The 19,742-nt window shown below is 59.9% G+C and carries 16 protein-coding genes and 1 tRNA gene; 4 read left to right on the forward strand and 13 right to left on the reverse strand.

Going from position 1 to position 19,742, the window contains the following annotated elements:
* The 3 genes from HAT86_RS15385 to HAT86_RS15395 all read right to left on the reverse strand — a co-directional run.
* Positions 1-1,492 (reverse strand): hypothetical protein (locus HAT86_RS15385; protein WP_196780629.1); only part of this gene is annotated, 1,492 nt, incomplete at its 3' end.
* 115 nt (positions 1,493-1,607) lie between these two features.
* Positions 1,608-1,682, reverse strand: a tRNA-Asn gene (locus HAT86_RS15390).
* Positions 1,683-1,742: 60 nt separating this feature from the next.
* Positions 1,743-2,675, reverse strand: coding sequence for an MBL fold metallo-hydrolase (locus HAT86_RS15395; protein WP_167199881.1), 933 nt, complete (start codon positions 2,673-2,675; stop codon positions 1,743-1,745).
* A gap of 40 nt (positions 2,676-2,715) precedes the next feature.
* On the opposite strand from HAT86_RS15395, the gene HAT86_RS15400 reads away from it, so the two are divergent.
* On the forward strand, positions 2,716-4,020 hold the full coding sequence (locus HAT86_RS15400; protein ID WP_167199884.1) for an ATP-binding protein: 1,305 nt from the start codon (positions 2,716-2,718) through the stop codon (positions 4,018-4,020).
* 29 nt (positions 4,021-4,049) lie between these two features.
* On the opposite strand, the gene rsmA is transcribed toward HAT86_RS15400, so the two are convergent.
* From rsmA to lptF, 6 genes are read right to left on the reverse strand one after another with little or no spacing between them, the layout of a single operon-like run.
* The gene (gene rsmA / locus HAT86_RS15405) at positions 4,050-4,916 is read right to left on the reverse strand and encodes a 16S rRNA (adenine(1518)-N(6)/adenine(1519)-N(6))-dimethyltransferase RsmA (RefSeq protein WP_167199887.1); all 867 of its coding nucleotides are present in this window, start codon (positions 4,914-4,916) and stop codon (positions 4,050-4,052) included.
* The gene (gene pdxA, locus HAT86_RS15410; protein WP_167199890.1) at positions 4,913-5,890 is read right to left on the reverse strand and encodes a 4-hydroxythreonine-4-phosphate dehydrogenase PdxA; all 978 of its coding nucleotides are present in this window, start codon (positions 5,888-5,890) and stop codon (positions 4,913-4,915) included. The genes rsmA and pdxA overlap by 4 nt, the downstream gene beginning before the upstream one ends.
* Positions 5,887-7,125: a peptidylprolyl isomerase gene (locus tag HAT86_RS15415; protein ID WP_167199893.1), complete on the reverse strand. Its 1,239-nt coding sequence runs from the start codon at positions 7,123-7,125 to the stop codon at positions 5,887-5,889. The genes pdxA and HAT86_RS15415 overlap by 4 nt, the downstream gene beginning before the upstream one ends.
* Positions 7,126-7,142: 17 nt before the next feature.
* Positions 7,143-9,359, reverse strand: coding sequence for an LPS-assembly protein LptD (locus tag HAT86_RS15420; RefSeq protein ID WP_231125935.1), 2,217 nt, complete (start codon positions 9,357-9,359; stop codon positions 7,143-7,145).
* Entirely contained in the window at positions 9,356-10,447 is a 1,092-nt protein-coding gene (gene lptG, locus HAT86_RS15425) for an LPS export ABC transporter permease LptG (RefSeq protein WP_167199896.1), read from the reverse strand. Before lptG ends, HAT86_RS15420 begins: the two co-directional genes overlap by 4 nt.
* On the reverse strand, positions 10,444-11,595 hold the full coding sequence (lptF, locus tag HAT86_RS15430) for an LPS export ABC transporter permease LptF (protein ID WP_167199899.1): 1,152 nt from the start codon (positions 11,593-11,595) through the stop codon (positions 10,444-10,446). The genes lptG and lptF overlap by 4 nt, the downstream gene beginning before the upstream one ends.
* A 129-nt stretch (positions 11,596-11,724) precedes the next feature.
* Here lptF and HAT86_RS15435 point away from each other — a divergent pair, with 129 nt between their 5' ends.
* On the forward strand, positions 11,725-13,197 hold the full coding sequence (locus HAT86_RS15435; protein WP_167199902.1) for a leucyl aminopeptidase: 1,473 nt from the start codon (positions 11,725-11,727) through the stop codon (positions 13,195-13,197).
* Positions 13,197-13,655: a DNA polymerase III subunit chi gene (locus HAT86_RS15440; protein ID WP_167199905.1), complete on the forward strand. Its 459-nt coding sequence runs from the start codon at positions 13,197-13,199 to the stop codon at positions 13,653-13,655. Before HAT86_RS15435 ends, HAT86_RS15440 begins: the two co-directional genes overlap by 1 nt.
* A gap of 467 nt (positions 13,656-14,122) precedes the next feature.
* Here the strand turns inward: HAT86_RS15440 and HAT86_RS15445 are convergent, their stop codons facing one another.
* The 3 genes from HAT86_RS15445 to HAT86_RS15455 form a co-directional block, all read right to left on the reverse strand.
* Positions 14,123-14,704 carry a retropepsin-like aspartic protease family protein gene (locus HAT86_RS15445; protein ID WP_167199908.1) on the reverse strand — a complete coding sequence of 194 codons (582 nt, stop codon included), beginning with the start codon at positions 14,702-14,704 and terminating at the stop codon, positions 14,123-14,125.
* A gap of 37 nt (positions 14,705-14,741) precedes the next feature.
* Positions 14,742-15,371, reverse strand: coding sequence for a MarC family protein (locus HAT86_RS15450; RefSeq protein ID WP_167199911.1), 630 nt, complete (start codon positions 15,369-15,371; stop codon positions 14,742-14,744).
* Between the two features lie 70 nt (positions 15,372-15,441).
* Positions 15,442-17,289 (reverse strand): ABC-F family ATP-binding cassette domain-containing protein, encoded by a 1,848-nt coding sequence (locus tag HAT86_RS15455; protein WP_167199914.1) that lies wholly within the window; start codon positions 17,287-17,289, stop codon positions 15,442-15,444.
* A gap of 133 nt (positions 17,290-17,422) precedes the next feature.
* On the opposite strand from HAT86_RS15455, the gene ndk reads away from it, so the two are divergent.
* Positions 17,423-17,845 (forward strand): nucleoside-diphosphate kinase, encoded by a 423-nt coding sequence (gene ndk / locus HAT86_RS15460; protein WP_167199923.1) that lies wholly within the window; start codon positions 17,423-17,425, stop codon positions 17,843-17,845.
* 342 nt (positions 17,846-18,187) lie between these two features.
* Here the strand turns inward: ndk and HAT86_RS15465 are convergent, their stop codons facing one another.
* Positions 18,188-19,237: a zinc-dependent alcohol dehydrogenase family protein gene (locus HAT86_RS15465; protein WP_167199917.1), complete on the reverse strand. Its 1,050-nt coding sequence runs from the start codon at positions 19,235-19,237 to the stop codon at positions 18,188-18,190.
* Positions 19,238-19,742 lie beyond the last annotated feature (505 nt).

Here is a 19,742-nt window from a genome sequence, read left to right on the forward strand (position 1 = left end):
GCCTGTGGGCTTTGCCACCTCCGGGGTGGGTCATTTTTGGATGATCACACCGGGTCAGTTTTGAATGCACATTGACACACCAGGTCAGACGCTCGTTGTCTTCTTCGAGTGTTTCACGGCGCAGATATTCGGCCGAATCCCAGATATGGTCTTCCATGATATTGATCGTGATATGTCCCTTTTTCTTCATGCAGATGCAAATCCGCTGAAAATCCTGCATGTGCCGATAGATCGTGGCCGTTCTCAGACGCGGGAGGCGGTCGTTCAGTATCGCGGATTCGATCTTGCCGGGGCTGGCTCCCTTTTTCTTAAGCCGTGCGCGGGTGATCTCCTGGTTGCGTTTTTCGGTTGCATCCGCCTCGTTCGCGGCCTCTTTCGGCGAAAGTTTCGAGGTCCTGGCCTGATAGGAGCGAGGTAGGCGGTCGAGGAGTTCCCAAGCGTCCTTCAGGTCGGTATCATTGATTGCGCTGAAGGGTTTGTCGCCGAAGATCCTTGACATGAGGCAGGCGGTCGAACGCACATTCGGCGCGGTATTGCGCGCCCAGCTGGCCCCAGCCTTTTCGTTCCTTTGTTCGCTTGGCTTGAAGCTCTTGTATCCTTGGCTGCGCAGATCGATGTAGATCTGCGCGCCCTTTGTGAGGCTCGGGCAGGCGGGATCGTTTTCCTGAGCGGCTGCGACCTCAGTCGGCCTTGTCGCAGATTCGGGTGCCCCCTGAGCGGAACGCGGCGCATTGGCACTGTCTGGCTCGACCGATGCGATTTCTGCCTGCGCCGGTGGGTGTGCAGCGCATGCGGCTGGGGACGGGGCCATATCAGCTACATAGCCACTCCCGAGCGGCATTGACCTACACGGGGCAGTGGAAAACGCTTCCGCGCCCGCCCGGGGTGCCTCGACGATCGCCCGCGCGGTCTGGAAAACGGCGGATGGGGCTTCGAATTCTCCCTGATCGCGGCGCTGGTTCTCTTGCTCGGCATCCAGCATGACACGTAAGGCGCGGAAGGCAAGGCGACGCCAGTCGGGATCGTCTTCATCGAGCGTGACGCCCAGCCGTGCCGCGACAGCCTGAACCGGCGCGCGGGCTACCTCACGGTCCCGGGTGGCGATTGCAGTTCGAAGGCTGTCCACGGCCGCATTGGCACATGCAAGCTCGTAGGCTGCGGTCTCGGCGCTACGGGCCGGGGCCGTCTCGCGCGCAACATCGGCCGCCTCGATCAGGAAGCGACACAACTCCACAAGGAGCCTTTCCATGATGTCTGGGGCGATCGCCATCGTTCTCTCCGTCACTCCTGCGAAGGCGATATCGCTCAGAAGGGTGAGTTTCTGAGCCAGCGCCTTCGCGTCGGGGATGACGTGGGAGCGGAGCGAAAAGAGCAGAAAAGATTTTTTTTGGGAATCGCAGATTTTTCGGATTCGGCTCGGCCAGCGACGACGCCAATGAAAGCCCGTGGGACGGTATTCGAGATGTTGTTGGGTTCTGAGCTTGGCCTGCATGTCTGCGGCTCCTGTGCCAGCGTTTGTGCCAGGCGAAGGGACAGGAATCGTGCCAAACCGAAAGATCTTCGACTCGCGGTCGAAAAATCGTTCTAAATCAGCGACTTGGTTAAATTGGCTCCGGCGGTAGGGATCGAACCTACGACCAATTGATTAACAGTCAACTGCTCTACCGCTGAGCTACGCCGGAACACGATGTGGCGTATAGCAACAGGCTGGTGCGGCGTCCAGAGGTATTGTGACAAAAAATTCAAACTTCTTTCTGGGCTTTTGCCTGCAGTCGAAAACGGCTGTTTGGTGATAAGGTTTCAAGGGGCGAAACCTGATTTTTACCCATAAGATCAATGAGGTGCGCCAGCATGTTGCGAGTGGCCGCGGGCAGGAGGGCGGGTGGCGTTTCGGTGTAGATGGCCTGTGCAAGGCTTGCAGCGTCGCACGGGCCGTTGCGCAAATGGGCAAGGATGGCGGCCTCGCGGCTTTGGCGGTGCGATATCAGCCAGTCCAGCCGGGCTTGCGGGGCGTCGATCGGGGAGCCGTGACCGGAATGAAACACGCGCGCCGGAATCTGGCGCAGCCGTTCGCAGGAGGCCATGAAATCGGTCAGGTCACCATCGGGCGGAGACACCAGCGAGCTGGCCCAGCCCATCACCAGATCGCCGGTAAACACCGCATTGCCCGTGGCAAAGCACATATGATTGCCCAAATGCCCCGGTGTCCAATGGGCCGTGATGCGCCAGCCGTCGCCGACGATCTCCTGTCCATCCGCCAGCGCGTGATCGGGTGAAAAGGCATGGTCGATGCCTTCGCCACCATCGCGCAAGCCTGCGTTGGCAAGGTTTTGCATCACGGCACTACGTCCTGCCGAGGCTGGGCCATAGGCCATCACCGGTGCGCCAGTCGCCACCGACAAACGCGTGGCCAGAGGAGAGTGATCGAGATGCGCGTGGGTCACAAGAATATGCGTGATCCGCTGCCCCGGTCCGACGGCATCCAAAATAGCCTGCAAATGCGTCGAATCATCGGGGCCGGGATCAATGACGGCCAGCCCGCGTTGCCCCAGCATATAGGTATTGGTCCCGCGAAACGTCATCGGTGAGGGATTCGGGGCAAGGATGCGCCTGATATCCTGTCCCACGGGTTCGGGCTGACCGGGGCGGGGATGAAAGCTGTTATCGGGTGTCATTGGGCTTCCCTCTGTGGTGGTGCGGGGATAGGTTTGGCTCATGTCGTTCAGCTGGCTTAAATCCTACACGCCGCGGAGCCTGTATGGCCGGGCCATCCTTATCCTGCTTTTGCCGGTTGTGAGTGTTTTTCTTGTTGTGACGGTTGTTTTCATTCAACGCTATTTTGAAGGCGTGACCAAGCAGATGACAACGGCGGTGAGCCGTGAAATCAACCTCATTCTCGACTCGGACCTTCCGGCCGAAGAGGTGGCGCGCACCCGCAATGCCCTTACGCTTCAAATCGGGGTGCTGCCGGTGCCTGACGATATGCGCCCGCGCGAGCATCAACGCAGATGGTATGATTTCACCGGGATCATCGTCATCCGGGAATTGCAACGCTTGTTGCCAGAGTTGCAAGTGGTCGAGTTGCCCGATGATCATTTGGTCCATCTTTATTTCAAGCAGCCAGACAGCGTATGGCGGCTGAGTATAGACCGCAAGCGGGTCTCGGCACCCAACGCCCACCAATTGTTTGTGAACATGGTGTTTTTCGGGGTGTTAATGACAGTGATCGCGTTCTTTTACCTGCGCAATCAGTTGCGGCCAATTACCCGTTTGGCGCGCGCGGCCGAAGCCTTTGGACGGGGGCGCCACGTGGCGTATCGGCCCGCAGGGGCCATCGAGGTGCGCGCGGCGGGGCACGCGTTTTTGGATATGCGCGCCCGGATCGAACGGCAGATCGAACAGCGCACTTTGATGTTGTCGGGGGTCAGCCATGACATGCGCACACCGCTGACCCGGCTAAAGCTAAGCCTGTCGATGCTGGATCATGAGGACCGCGCGCTGATGGAACAGGACGTGTCGGACATGGAGCGGTTGCTGGACGAGTTTCTGGATTTTGCGCGCGGCGCCCAAGAAGGCCAGCCCAAGCCGGTTGATCCTATGCAGTTGGTCCGTCGGATCGTCGAGGATAGTCAGAGAGGCGGCATCGCTGCCGAACTGGGGGAAGCGAAGGGCGCGGGCGAGGTGATGTTGCGTGAAAATGCAATTCGCCGCGCGGTTGAGAACCTGATCAATAATGCGGTGCGCTACGGCACGCGGGCCGAGGTTTCGGTATTGCTGACGGAAAAGACCCTACGCATCAGGGTCGAGGATGATGGGCCGGGTATCCCGCCTGACCGGCGCGAGGAGGCGACCAAACCGTTTGCGCGCTTGGATCCTGCACGCAATCAGAACAAGGCGACAGGCGTGGGGTTGGGCCTGTCCATCGCGTTGGATACGGCGCGGGCCCATGGTGGCACCCTGCGCCTTGGTGAAAGCGCGCGGCTTGGTGGATTGCGGGCCGATATCGTGATTGCGCGCTGAGAGTTTTTCGGGACAGGACATCTGGTGTGTCAGACAGGCGGTTTGAACGACGACCGTATGTTTTCGAGACTACGGGCGAGGGCGCAAAATTGTTCCAGCCCAATGGTTTCCGCGCGGTCCGTGGGGGTGATGCCTGCAGCCTTCAAGTGCTTTTCGATATCCGGGGCCATGCCCTTGAGAGCCGAGCGTAGCATTTTTCGGCGTTGATTGAAGGCCTGCGCGACCACACGTTCCAATATCGCAGGGTTGGCCGGATAGCGTGGCGCGGGCAGGGCGGTGACATGCACCACCGCACTGGACACTTTGGGTGGCGGCGTAAAGGCCGAGGGCGGCAGGTGCATTACAATCTGCGCATCGCAGCGCCACTGCGCCAGCAAGGCCAGCCGCCCATAGGCCTTGGAGCCAGGGCGCGCGACGATCCGTTCGGCCACTTCGCGCTGAAACATCAATGTCAGGCTGTCCCAGACCGGGGGCCATTTGGCGGGGGTCAGCCATCGGATCAACAACTCGGTGCCGACATTGTAGGGCAGGTTGGCCACGATTTTGATCGGCGGGGTCAGATGCGCAAGTGGATCTATCTTCAGCGCATCATCATTCAGCACCGTCAGGCGGCCGGGATAGGCTTGGGCAATTTCCTCAAGGGCGGGCAGGCAGCGTGTGTCTTTTTCAACCGCCAGAACGCGCCGCGCCCCTTCGGCCAGCAATCCACGGGTCAAACCGCCGGGGCCGGGGCCAATTTCCAGCACATCCGCCCCTGTCAAATCACCAGCCTGCCGCGCGATTTTGGCGGTGAGGTTGAGATCAAGCAAAAAGTTCTGCCCCAAGGATTTACGCGCCGATAGGCCATGCGCGGCAATGACCTCGCGCAGCGGCGGCAGGGTGTCGATTGCGCTCATGCTGGTGTTGTCCCGGCCTGCGCCATGGTCTGTGCCAGTCTAAGCGCTTCGATCATCGAACTGGGATTGGCCACACCTTGGCCCGCGATATCCAGCGCGGTGCCGTGATCCGGCGAAGTGCGGATAAAGGGCAGGCCAAGCGTCACATTGACCCCGCGGTCAAAATCCAGCGTCTTGATCGGGATCAGCGCCTGATCATGATACATGCACACAGCCGCATCATAGGTCGCGCGGGCGCGGTCGTGAAACATGGTATCGGCGGACATCGGGCCACGCAGATCCAGCCCCTGCGCGCGCAACTCGTGCAACACGGGCGCGATCACTTCGATGTCTTCGCGGCCCATGCTTCCGCCTTCACCGGCATGCGGGTTGAGGCCCGCCACCGCGATCCGCGGCGCGGCCAAACCGAAATCGCGGATCAACGCGGCGTGGGTGATCAGCAATGTGTCGCGCAACACCGAGGGCGTTAGGGCGTCGGATACCTGCGCCAGCGGAATGTGGATGGTAGTGGGCACAACCCGCAAGGCGGGGCTGGCCAACATCATCACCACGCGGTCCACCCCGGCAAGGGCTGCCAGATATTCGGTGTGGCCGGGATATGCGAAATGTGCCCCGTCTTGCAGGGCTTTCTTGTGAATAGGCGCCGTGCATAGCGCCGAGGCATTGCCCGAGCGCACCAGATCAACACCACGCGCGATCACGTCGATCACGCCTTGGGCATGGTCTGGGTTTGGCGTGCCATGGCTGAGCGGCCCGGCAAATTCATGTGGCAAAACCGGCAGGGCGGTGCGCGCGGCGTCTTGTGTTTGGGACAGGTCGTCAATCAGCGCAACCGGGATATGTGCTGGCACATGCGCGGGATCGCCGATCAAAGCGAAAGGCAAGGTGTCGCGCAGCGCGTCCCATGCGGCGGCTGCCAGTTCCGGGCCGATACCCGCCGGTTCGCCACAACTAAGCGCAACGGGAGCGGTCATTCCAGATCGACGATCCGGGCTTCGGCGCGCAACTGTTCCAAATAGCCGTCGGCAAAGGAATCGATGCGTTGATTGCGGATCATGACCCCAAGCTCTTCGTTCGACGGCCCTTCGCCTTCGAGCTCGGGCGTGCGGCCACACAGCATCAACAAGACCAAGGTCTGCCCGTTTGACCGCGTCAGCGCGGTCGAGACTTCGCCGGGGTCCAGCTTGGCCAGTTCAATGGCAATGTCCTGCGGGATTTCGTCCGGCGCGCGCGATCCACGCTCTAACACTTCGGGCGGCTGGTCCTTGGCGATGCCATAGAGGTCGTCACAGACATCGGTGTTGTTTTCGACCTGCTTGGCGCGGGCCAGTGCCTGTTCCGAGCGTCCACCCGAAATGTAATAGGCCGCGTATTCTATGGCCGCATATTCGCGATCAGGCGCATTGGTTTCTTCGATGTCGCGCAGTTGAAACAGCGCGATTGCATCGGGGATCGGTAGGGGATCACTGACTTCGCCCGGCCCAAGACCCAGAATAATCGGGCGCAGCTGCGGGGGCAGGTTGGTGATCGGCATCCAGTCCATTCTGCCGCCCCGCTGTGCCGAAGGCGCGGCGGAATATTGGCGTGCTTGGGCCGAAAAGGCTGCCACGCTGTCCAGCTCGGAAATGCGGGTGGCACGGTCCTGAATGGCCTGTTCCTGTCCGGGTTGCAGGGGCATGATCAATTCTGACAGCAAAACACGGACACCGCCGCTGCCACTGCCAAGGGCGGCACGCGCACGCTCAATGTCGGTTTGATCGACCGAAACGCGGGGCGCAAAACGCGCGCCCACGACTTCGCGCCATGCAAGGCCCGCGCGCACGAAATCCCGAAAGCTTTGTTGTGCCACACCGGCCCCTTCAAGGGCACGGGTGAATTCTTCGGCGCTCATGTCGGCGCGGCCTGCGAACTCTTCCATTCCGGCCTCAACTTCGGCGTTTTCCAGCACAACACCGATCGTTTCGGCGGCGTCCAGTTTCAACCGATCTTCGATCAACTGTTCGCGCGCCAGCTTCTGCGGGTCACCGGGGGCGTTGAACAAGGTCAGCATTTGCGCGCGTTGCTCAAGCTCAAACCCGGTGATCACTTGGTCGTTCACCTTGATTGCGGGCGCAAACATGTTCTGTGCCCAAGCAGGACTGGAAACCGACACGGCTGTCGCTGCGGCCATTGCGGCGGGAAGGGCGATTGCGGCCAGGAATTTGCGCATTATGTGTCTCATGTTGCCTAGTTCTTGCATTTGCGGACATAGCTTTGGTCGTCGGCCTTGGCGGTGAAGCCGCGCAAGCCAACGGTGACGCTGATATCTGTCGATGGTGTCAGGATAGTAGAAGTGGTGAAGCGACGCGAGGCCTTTAGCGCGATTTCCATACATTCATTTGTGTAGGTCATACCAAGGCCCGCATAGACCTTGTTGTCGCTGGCCACGTCATAGCGCCACTGGGCGCTGCCGGTCAAATGCCGCGAAAAGCGATAGCTGCCATCAATCGACCATTCCGAAATATCCCCGACACGATTTTCACGCGGATCCTTGCGCAGCCAGATATAGGTTGCCGCCAGATTGGTGCGGTCATTTTCCCAACTGGCGCGCGCTTCGGCTTTGGTGGTGCTTAAACCGTCATCAAACAGCCCGCGCCCGGTTAACGTCAATCCATCGAATAATTTGAGTTGACCGGCGACCATGACATCGGAAAACTTGTCACGCAGGCCGGAACTGTCGGTGAAGCTGTCAAGCCCGTTATACTCGGTCTGTGGGGTTTCACGCACGACTTGGCCAATGGCCAGCGTGCTTTCCCAGCCTTTGGGGTCGTGGCGCGTCCAGCGGACGCCGTAAGCGCCGCTTAAGCCACGTTCGCGCCGATCTGGCGCAGTAAAGCGTGACATGGAAAACAGGTTGCCCTCGTCAAACTCGATCAAGGTGCTTTCGTCATTGGGGATATTCGGGTTCGACCCGCCGACCCATGACATTTGCAACACCGGCTCGATCACATGGGTGGCCCCGCCCGGTGTTGCCTTGATCCATGGCCAACGCAGCCGAACCGATGTGCTGGGTGTGACTTCGGTCGCGCGGGCGGCGCTTAGACCGCCACCTTGGACCACGCGGAAGGCGTCGGCGGCGACACCGGTCTGAAACCGGGCCAACACGCCTGCGGGTAATGTCCAACTGCGAATCCAGTCTGCGCTGACGGTCATCCGCGCCAGATCGCGGCCGTCGGCCCACGGATCTAAATCCGCACCATCGGTGCGCAAGTTCGATGTGCGGCGATGCCCGTGCATGGATGCGCCCAAGCGAATTTCACCGCCCAGACGGGACGGATGCAGACGGCGTTCGTAATCGAAATTGCCCGCAAGCGTCGGCAGGGTGGTGTTGCTTTCACCGGGGCGCAGCGAATCGAACGCGGTGATCGCTCCGCGAATGTATTCGTCGCGTCGGGCGCGTTCGATCGCGATTTCACTGTCGAGCCGGTCTTTCCACGAATAGCCATATCCCAGCAAGTAGGTGTCGTCGCTGGTGTATTCGATATCAAACGTCAGTTTGAAATCGTTCTTGAGGTCAAACTCGCCTTCGGCAAACAGATACCCACGGGTCGATGAACCGCGCAGATCATCGTCGCTGATTGCGCCGTTGATCGTCAGGTCGCCGTTCACGAAAGCCTGCCGGTAGCGCAATTCCAAAGTGCGGGTTTTATCTGTCACAAACGGGGTCAACGTCAGGTCACGGTGATCGCCCATGCGAATGAAGTAGGGCACCTTGACCCCGGTTCCCAACAGCGATGAGTTTTGAATGGACGGGATCAAAAATCCGGTGGCGCGTTCCAGAGTTGGATCAGGCAACCTCAGGCGCGGCAGATACAGGATCGGAACGTCCAGAACCCTTAACTGGGCGTCATCGAAATACAGTTGCTGTTCATCCTGATCGTGGACAACGCGGCGCGCCCGGATTTGCCAAAGGGGTGGCTGGCCGGTTTCGCAGACCCGGCAGGACGTCACCGCAACCTTGTAAAGCTGTGAATACCGACCATCAATCCGTGCCATGGCATTGGCGGCAAGCTGCACTTGGGTGTCCATCACGATGCGGGCCCCGGTCAAAAGCCCGTTGGCCATGTCCCGGTCAAGCTCGGCCTGATCGGCGAGGATGAGCGTTGTGTCACCGTCTTGCAGGGACATTGGCCCCTCGATCGACAGGCTTTCGGATGTGCTGTCGTAGGTGATGCTGCGCGCCTTCAGGCGGCGACCCTCGAACATGGCTTCGACATTGCCGCTGGCCACCAGTTTGTCATCGGCGGTAATTTGAACGTCATCGGCGACAAGTATGGCAGGCTGGTTTTCGGCGCTGGCGCTGTCGGTGGATTGGGGGCTGACACCTTGCGCACTGACGAGGGCCGGTGTCATCACCGGACCGGCAAGCGCGGTGGTTAGAAGAAGAACAAAAAGACGGGTCATCCTTCCTCCCTATGCAATAAAAGCCCAAGCGCCAGCAAGAAGGATGCGGCGGGCGGCGCCCATGCGGCCAGCATCACGGGGATTTGGCCGTTTTCTCCCAAGATTTGTGCAAAATTACGGATGTAATGCAATCCAAAGCCCAACATGACAGCGACCAAAACAGACACGCCGGTATTGCCAAGCCGGGCATGGCGCATCGTAAATCCGGCCGCAACCATGACCAGGGCTGTCAAAAACAGCGGTCTGGCCAATTCCATATGAAACCAAACGGCATAGCGACGGGCCGAAAATCCCGAATTCTCTAATTGTGCGATGAATTCGGGCAAGTTCCAAAGCGAGACATATTCCGGTTTGCCAAAGCTGTCGGCGATACGGTCTTGGGTCAGGTCCGATGGTAACGCGAACGTGGTTTGCGCCGTTGCCGTCGCTTCGGGGTTGTCGCTGCCGGACAAGTCCCATTTTTTCACGTCCTGAAGTGTCCATTCGCCCTCGGCCAGTTTGGCCACGTCGGCACTGATGCGGCTGATCGGATCGCCGGACGGGGAAAAGGACAAAAACGTTGTGTTGTAAAGCACGCTGAAATCCGAGCTTGCCTGCTCGGCGTAGATCACGGTTTGCCCGTCTTCGCCGCCTTGGCGCAGCCACAGCCCTTCGATCGCTATGGCAAGCACTGTCATGCCGCCGCCCATGTGGGAACTGACCAGATCATTGGACCGTTTTGAAGAGGCGGCAACGATTGGATTGAACACGGTGATGGCAAAAAGCCCGATCATCGCGGCGACGGTGACCGGCGCGACAAGGGCCCGCAACGCCGACCGCCCCGAGGCCCGGACAACCACCAACTCGGAACTGCGCGCCAGCCTGATGAAGGTGGCGACGCTGCTTAGGATAATAACCAAAGGCAGAATTTCGTAATTGGACATCGGAGCGTTCAGAAGAACGATTTCAAGGATGTCCGCAAAGGGCAAATCTGGAAAATCCTGCAATTCCTTGATCAGGTCAATCAGCGCCATCAGCACGAAAAACACGCCGAATACGCCAGCGAATGTCCAGAAAAAACGGCGCGCGAAATAGAGATGCAAAATCATGCCGCGCGCTCCGGTTCCGGTGCTGGTGTCTTCCGGGTGCGCCATAGACGCAGCAGGCTTGGGTTGGCGGATATGGACAGCATCCCGGCGGTCAGCAGCCCACCGATCAGGGCCGGCAGATACATCAGTGGCCACAAGATCGCATTGCCCAGAACACTGCCCGACACGGCCCCCTCGACAAGTTTGATCGCCACCAGAAGAAAGAACGCGAGCACGATTTGCCGCCACACCCCGAACCGGCTGTAGGCCCCGATCATCAACGTGGCAAAGCCAATCACCGACGCCATGACACACATCAGCGCCTGCGCGAACCTGTTGTGCAGCTCAAACGCGATTTCACCATCCGAGGCCCCGGTGCGCTTGGCCACCGTGTCGGGGCGCATGATCAAGTCATGGGTCTGCGTGTAGGCGACGGTTTCAACGTTCAATCGACTGCCCACCAGCATGCGGCTGATATCATAGGAAAAGTCATCAAAATGGGTGGTAAAAAGCCGGTTCCCCTCGGGCCGCAGGTTTTGTGACAAGCCATCAACCATCACCAATTGCGTCGCGCCGCCGTCTTGGACCAGATAGGCCCGCTTTGACGTATATGTCACCGGGCTTTCGCGGCTGCGTCTGTCCGACATGAAGACATTGCGCAGCTCACCCTCTGGGGTAATGTCGCGAATGTAAAAGGTGACTCCCGGCGAGGGGTGCAAAAACTCGCCCTCGGTCAACAGTTTGGCCGTCACGTTTTGACTGATTTCAACCTGCCGCAAATTCAACTGGCTTTGACTGGCCGGAATCAAAACATGGGTCAGCATGGACATCATAGCCGCAACGATCAGCCCGAATATCAACGCCGGTCGGATCAACCGCCAAGGGGAATACCCTGTGGCCTGCATGACGGTCAGTTCGCTTTCGGTGCTCAGACGGTTGGTGACATAAACCGAAGCGGCAAAGGCTGCGATTGGCAAAACCACACCGATGACGGCAGGCAAGGTTAGGGCGGTGAATTCAAGGAAAATCCAAGCGGTCTGGCCATCCCCGATCAGCCGGTCAAACATGCGCACGGCCTTGTTGATCCAAAAGATGGACACCAGCACAAGCGCAAAAAAACCGAACAAAACCATGAATTGCGACAGCATGTATCTGTCGAATTTGGTCACGCATTATCCCCCAAGGCAGCAGTCTTGCTGCGCAACGTATCGGAATTGATCGCGGGGGAAAACTGCTAACTGGTCAAGTCGGCTGTGTCGCGCTAGGACTCGGATCAAACTGAATGAAGGAGCCGCCACATGACACTGCCCGTCGCCGTCCATTTTTTTGAGACCGATATCGAAGAGATCGCCAAAGCGGCCGGTCGCGTTGTGGTGGTGGTCACCCCGGACGGCAAGCTTGATACGGCGGCGCGCCGGGTGAACCGGCTCTGCAAAGGGGCGGTGAAGCGCTTTGTCGAAAGTGACAGTTGGACCAAGGTCAAATCGGGCCAGGTCAAAACGCTGGCATGGCCCGCCGGTATCGAGGCCGAGGCGGTGGACGTCCTGTGCCTTGAACGGAATGCCGATGCGTTGGACACTCGAAAGGCGGGCGTCGAGATCGCCAAGGCCGCAGGTGGCGCAGAGCTTTTGATCATGGCGGGCCAAGTCAAACGTGCGGCGGAACTGGCTTTTGGTGTCGCGTTGCGGACCTATGAATTTACCGATCGCAAATCCCGTGACGCCAAAGATTGCGGTGATGTGCGGGTGATGGTGTCGGACCCGCACGCAGCAGAGGCGACGTTTGAGCCGTTGGCGGCGGTTGCCGAGGGCGTTTTCCTGACGCGTGATCTGATCAGCGAGCCTGCAAATTACCTGACCACGACAGAATTTGCCAACCGCGTTCAGGGCATGGATGATCTGGGGCTAAAGATCACCATTCTGGACGAGGATGAGATGCAAGCCCTTGGCATGGGCGCGCTTTTGTCGGTGGGCCATGGCAGCGCCAGCCCCTCGAAACTGGCGGTGATGGAGTGGCAGGGCGGTGCAAAAGATGCGGCCCCATTGGCGCTGGTGGGCAAAGGCGTGGTGTTCGACACAGGTGGCATCAGCCTGAAACCGGCCGCTGGCATGGAAGACATGACAATGGACATGGGCGGCGCGGGCGTTGTCTGCGGCACGATGCACGCGCTTGCGCGGCGCAAGGCCAAGGCCAATGTGGTGGGGCTTGTCGGGCTGGTGGAAAACATGCCCTCGGACCGTGCGACGCGCCCCGGCGATGTGGTCACCTCGATGAAGGGCGACACGATTGAAGTGATCAACACCGATGCCGAGGGGCGGATGGTTTTGGCCGACGTGTTGTGGTACGCGCAGGAAACCTACAAACCCTCTGCGATTGTTGATCTGGCCACCTTGACCGGGGCGATTATCATCGGGCTGGGGCATGAAAAGGCTGGTGTGTTTTCGAATGACGACGCGCTGTGCGGCGGCATGTTGAAAGCCGCCGAAACCGAAGGCGAAGGCGCGTGGCGGATGCCGCTGGCACAGGCCTATGAAGACATGCTGAAATCCGACATCGCCGATATGAAAAATGTGGGCGGGCGGCCAGCCGGGTCGATCACCGCGGCGCAGTTCTTGCAACGCTTTGTGCAGGACGGTGTGCCGTGGATTCATCTGGATATTGCCGGTGTGGCGCATGTCAAATCCCCGACAACCTATGCCCCCAAAGGGGCCTCGGGGTGGGGTGTTATGGCGTTGAACCGTCTTGTGGCGCAGCGTTTTGAAACCGACTGATGGGCGCGGCCTATTTCTATCACCTGACGCGGAACCCGCTTGAGACGACTTTGCCCATGCTGGTGGGCAAGTCGCTGCAGGCGGGGTGGCGCGTGGCCATCCGTGGCGTCGATCCGGGACGCATGGCGTGGCTGGACGAAAAGCTGTGGCAAGGCCCCGAGGATGCGTTTTTGCCCCATGGTCTTGCCGGGGGACCGCATGATGCGGAGCAACCCGTCTTGCTGACCACCGCGCCGGATTTGCCCAATGGGGCCGCCTGCCTGATGACGGTGGACGGCGCCGCAGTTGACGCCGACGAGGTCAAACGGCTGGAGCGGGTCTGTGTTTTGTTCGATGGCAACAACGATCAGCAAGTGCAGGCAGCGCGGGGTCAGTGGAAATCCCTGACCGCAGCAGGTTGTGCCGCGCAGTATTGGTCCGAGGCGTCGGGCCGGTGGGAAAAGAAGGCCGAGGCGTGACCGGCCGGCCCCTTGCAGTAAATGATTCACATGAGAACCCGCAGTGGGCTCGAAGCGCAATGACGGCTTGGAGCCCTTGCTGGACATGAAATCATGAGCCGCGCAGCGACGGGCCGCGGTGCGGCGATCCACCCTCTGGGCTGATGCACTTTATACCAGCCACTGGCGCGTAACTTCTGATATATGTGCCATGACCCACCCATCGCCGTGCCGGGGGGCGGCCCGGCGATGCTCGGCGGCCTTCGGCCTTGATTCCGAGCGGGGCATCGAAGGACCGGCAGCAAAGTCCGCACAGCCGACATTCATCGCATCCAACTCCCGAAGAAATCTTCGGAAGCTGGATCTTTGTCATCGTGCTGCCCTGAGCGCCTCTCAGCTCCGCGCTGCACCATTTACCGCAAAGGGCTGGCGTGACCCGCCGCAGGTTTGCTCGCGTGCGCCGAGATATGTGTTTCAAGACGAACGCGTTAGCGGGTCAGGGACAAGGTGCCGTCGCGTATTTCCACGCTTGAGAATCGTTGCAGGTAGTCCATGCCCAAAAGCGATTGTTCCATCTCTCCTTCGTTCACCACGGCGCGCACGTCGTGATCTGCGATTGAACCAATGGTGATTTGATCAAGGCGCACCGGCGCGGTTCGGACCGTTCCATTCGCCGTAAACGCACGGCCTGCGTACATCAGGTTGGACAGATCCAGACCGGCCGCGCGGGCATCATCTTGGGTCAACACGATCTGGCTGGCTCCGGTATCGACCACGAAACGAACCGGCGTGCCGTTGATTTGGGCGGTTAGGTAGTAATGCCCATCGGGCGCGCGCGGCAGCTCGATCCGGTCGCCTTGGGCGAGCACGGTTTGGCTGGGTTGAACAGTCTGACGGATATCGCCCCACAGCCCAACCGCCGCGATGACACCGACAAAGATCAGCCCCCAAACAAGGGCCTGTTGTGTCACCTTGCCAAGCGAGGCGCGGTTTTGTGCGAAAAACCAAAGTAAAACCGCGCCTCCGAGAAGCGCGAGATACAGCAGGCGGGCGGTGTCGAAATTGTCCATGGTCTGGATATAGGGGGCCGACGGCGGATTGGAAAGATCACCCGGCCAAGCCAAAGCCGCGCAAACCATCCAGTACGAATTGCACCGCCAAGGCCGCCAGCAGCATCCCTAAAAGACGCGTGACCACATTGATCCCTGTGCGCCCAAGCGCGCGTTCCAAAAGGCCCGCCATTAAAAACAGCACAAGCACGATTAACACCACGACCAGCATCACACCGCTGACCCAAGCCATGCCTTCAAGGCCGGGCTTTTGACCGGCCAACAAGATCACCGATGTGATCGAACCGGGCCCTGCGATCAGCGGAATGGACAGTGGAAAGATCGAGGGATCATCGTGGTCGTCTTCTTCCTCGGCTTCGTTGGCCTGATCTTTGCGGCGCTTGCTGCGGCGTTCGAACAGCATGTCCAAGGCGGTCAGGAACAACAGGATACCACCGGCGATGCGGAAGGCGGGCATCGAAATTCCGATAAACCCAAGCACGGCCTCACCGAAGGCGGCAAAAACGATCAGGATCAGAACCGAGGTGATACAGGCGCGCACGGCGATGGCGCGGCGTTTGGTGCTGTTCATGCCTTGGGTCAGGGCAACGAACAACGGGGTCATCCCGATCGGGTCGATGATGACGAACAAAGTGACAAACGCGGTGATCAGAAAACTGACGTCCATTCCCGGCTCCGACCAATAGGGATAGCTTCAGGGGTAGGGGGCCACGCGCCGGCGCGCAAGCCCTGCGCGGTCAGCCGCCAGCATTTTCCAATCGTTCCAGTGCGGACATCCACAAGGTTTCGGCACGTGCCAAACCGTCTTCGATTTCGGCAAATTTCTTTTGCCATTCGGCAACGCCGTAAGTGTCTTCGTAGATCGCCGGATCGGCCAGTTTGGCCGCGACGCGTTCGTGCATTTCATTCAGTTTATCAATGCGTTGTTCGCATTTCTTCACGTCATTGCGCAGGGCAAGGATTGTGTCGCGCGGTGGCTTCTTGGGCTTGGCCGGTTTCGTGTCAGGTTTGGATTTCACCGGCTTGTCACCGGCCAGCAGCACGGCACGGTAGCTATCCAGATCACCGTCATACGGCCCGACGCGGCCATCTTTGACCAGCCATAGCCGGTCGGCCACGAGGCTAAGCAAATGCATGTCGTGGCTGACAAGGATCACCGCACCTGAATAGGCGGTCAGAGCCTCGACAAGGGCTTCGCGGCTTTCGATATCCAGATGGTTCGTCGGCTCGTCCAGAATCAGCATATGCGGCGCGTCAATCGTGGCCAGCATGAGCGACAGGCGTGCTTTTTGCCCACCCGACAATTTCCCCACAGGTGTTTCCGCTTGCTCGGCACCCACCCCGAATCCACCAAGACGCGCGCGCAATTTTGAAGGTGTTTCATTTGGGCGCAGGCGGCGGATATGGTCAATCGGGGTTTCATCCAGATGCAGCTCTTCCACCTGATGCTGCGCGAAATAGCCGACGCGCAGTTTGGATGAGCAGTGAAATTGCCCGTCCATGACATTAAGTTTGCCTGCCAATAGCTTGGAAAACGTCGATTTTCCTTCACCGTTGCGGCCCAGGAGTGCGATGCGATCATCCTGATCAATGCGCAGATCAAGCCGCGACAGAACCGCTTTTCCATCATACCCGACAGCGGCACCTTCCAGCCGCACAATGGGCGGCGACAGTTCTTCTGGCTCGGGAAAGCTGAACCGTTTGAGCGCCGCTTCTTGCGGCGTCGTGATCGGCTTGAGCTTGGCGATCATCTTGAGGCGCGATTGCGCCTGCACCGCCTTGCTTGCCTTGGCGCGGAAACGGTCAACAAAGCTTTGCAGATGCGCGCGCCGCGCCTCTTGCTTCTTGGCCTCGGAGGCGGCGACGGCCAGACGGGCCGCACGGGTTTCCGCGAATTTCTCATACGCACCTTGATAAAGCGTAAGTTGCTTGTCTTCCAGATGCAGGATCGACCCGACAGCACGGTCGAGAAGTCCGCGGTCGTGGCTGATCACCAGAACAGTGTGCGGATAGCGGGCCAGATAGCTTTCCAGCCACAAAGCGCCCTCAAGGTCGAGATAGTTGGTCGGCTCGTCCAGCAACAGCAGATCGGGCTGCGCGAACAGCACGGCGGCCAAGGCCACGCGCATCCGCCAGCCACCGGAAAACGCGCTGCACGGTTGCGCCTGTTCGGCGTCGGTAAAGCCCAACCCCTTGAGAATACTGGCGGCGCGGGCCTCGGCGGACCATGCATCTATATCGGCCAGCCGTGTTTGAATATCCGCGATGCGGGTGGCGTCGGTGGCGGTGTCGGCCTCTGTCATAAGGGCGGCGCGTTCGGTATCTGCGGCCAGAACCGTGTCGATCAGCGACACCTCGTTGCTTGGCACCTCTTGGGCGACACCACCGATGCGCGCACGCGAGGGCAGGGAGATGTCCCCGGTATCAAGCGTCAACTCGCCCCGGATCAGGCGGAACAGCGTGGTTTTGCCGGTGCCATTGCGCCCGACGATGCCCACCTTGTGTCCATCAGGGATGGAAACGGTTGCGTTTTCGATCAGCGGGCGGCCCGCCACGGAATAGGATATGTCATTGATGCGCAGCATGGACGCGGTGTGACGCAATCGCGCGCAGCCGTCAATCGCGGCTTTTCAAAGCGGCACCCCCATGCTATCGGGTCCGCGATATCTGGGGCGCGGGCAGGGGCCTGTGCCGGTTTTACCAAAGAAAGAGGCTGATATGGCTGTCGAACGCACGCTGAGCATCATCAAACCCGATGCAACCACCCGCAACCTGACCGGCAAGATCAACGCTAAGTTCGAAGACGCGGGTCTGCGTATTGTCGCGCAGAAGCGGATTCAGTTGACCAAGGCGCAGGCCGGTGAATTCTACGCCGTGCATAAAGAACGCCCGTTCTATGACGAACTGTGCGAATTCATGGCCTCGGCCCCGGTTGTGGTTCAGGTTTTGGAAGGTGAAGGCGCCATTGCCAAGAATCGCGACGTGATGGGCGCGACCAACCCTGCCGATGCGGCCGCTGGCACGATCCGCGCTGAATTCGCGGAATCGGTTGGCGAAAACTCGGTTCACGGCTCGGACGCGCCCGAGACGGCAGCCGAAGAGATCGCGTACTTCTTCTCCGGGCTTGAACTGGTCGGCTAAGCCGGTTCAGCTTTACGCTATTAAAGGCCGCTTCTGGTGTCAGGGGCGGCCTTTGCTATTCGCACTAAGGGTCGCGGCGCGACACTCAGATGCTGGCGAAGTCGTTGAACACCTGCTTTGACACGTTTTGCGTGGCCGGTTGCGGTGTTTGTGACTGAGAGGCCGGCGCGGGTTGTGGGGCCGGGGGTTGAGTGGTTGGGGATGTTGAAGCCATAGGGGCGCTCCGTCTACTGCTCGGCGCATTTGCGCGTTGGTTTCGGCAGACCAGCCCATGACACCGGGCTGGTGCCTTTGATTATCCCTTCAGGATCTCAGTCAAATGTGGCGAAAATGCGGCAGGCCTCATGCCGACATCCGATCTATGACCGTGACGCCACAGCCTTGAAAATTATCCATGTCCAACAATGCATTAGGCAAGTCCGACAACGCGATGGTGCGGGTGATCAGGCGGCTTGGGTCCATACGCCCGGCGCTGATCATGTCGAACAAGGCGGAAAACCTGTGTGCGCCAATCCCGCGGGTGCCGTGCAGGGTAATCTGGCGGGCATAGACCAGATCCAGCAAGGGCAGGGATGGTGTGGCGTGCCCACCAAGGGGCATTCCGATCTGCACGTGACGCCCCATTTTGCGCAGGCTTTGCAGAGAGTTGTGGAATGTCTGCGTGATGCCCAAACCATCGACAGACACATGCACGCCGCCATCTGTCATGTCACGCACGGCTTCGCCGACATCATCGCGTGTCCTTGCATCCAGCACGGCGTTTGCGCCCATCTGGGGGGCTTTTTCAAGAGCGAGCGGGTTTATGTCCACCGCAAGGACGCGTGCGCCAAGGGCTGCGCCGATCATGATGGCCGATAATCCAACCCCGCCACACCCATGCACCGCCAGCCACTCACCCGGTTGGATGTTGGCGCGGTCCACAATGCCTCGGAACGCGGTTGTGACGCGGCAGCCCATCCCGGCGGCAGCAAGATAGCCGACGCTGTCGGGCAGGTGGACCAGATTGAAATCCGCGCGCGGGATCGCAATGCGTTCGGCAAAAGCGCCCCAACCGGTAAACCCGATGACATGCTGGTGGTCGCAAATCGTCGGTTCCCCGGCGCGGCAATCGGGGCAGGCACCGCAGCCCAGAATAAACGGCGCGGTGACACGGTCACCGGGACGGACGTCGTGGCATTCCGGCCCGACCTCCAGCACATCCCCCGAGAATTCATGCCCCATGACATGCGGCAACACGACATCAGGATCGGCACCTTTCCACGCGTGATGATCGGATCGACACACGCCACAGGCGCGCACCGCGACGATGGCCCCATCGCGTGGGCAGGCCGGATCGGCCAGGGTGGTGATCTTGGGGGCAGTTCCAAAGGAGGTAAGGAGGGCAGCTTTCATGTCAGTCCCTTCAAAATGAACGCGCCACTTATAGGCGGGCTGCGCGGGGGCCTATCGTTCGTTCGCGACAGCATCTGGTATTTGCGCGGCTTTTGTCCGGCCTGTCGCGCTTGGGTCGTTCCTATGCCGGTCCTAATGCGGGTGCCGGCGACAGGGGCGGGGAGGGCAGCAAGTCGCGTCGCGCGGTAAATAGACAGTATACATAGGCCCTGTGGGCGCGGCTTTGTCTAAAGGGTGGCCGCGCGTAACGGATTCGCGGTGTTTCAAGACTTCGACTCGCGACAGGGCGGGCCGAGTCGGGGGTGCGAGTCGGGCGCTGGTCTGCAGAAATATCAAGCACACGGACCGACCACACGTCGTTGACAGGGTGGCGGCCTTTAATTCGCAGCAAGATTTTTAAGCAATTTCCCAGTTTAAGAGCGGTTTGCGAAAAAAATGTGACTTTGAGTGCAAAAAGGGGTTGCGGGGTTTGTTGGTTATCCGTAAATACCCCCTCACCGGCGGC

The organism is Roseovarius gahaiensis, from assembly GCF_011601345.1.
Taxonomy (GTDB): domain Bacteria; phylum Pseudomonadota; class Alphaproteobacteria; order Rhodobacterales; family Rhodobacteraceae; genus Roseovarius; species Roseovarius gahaiensis.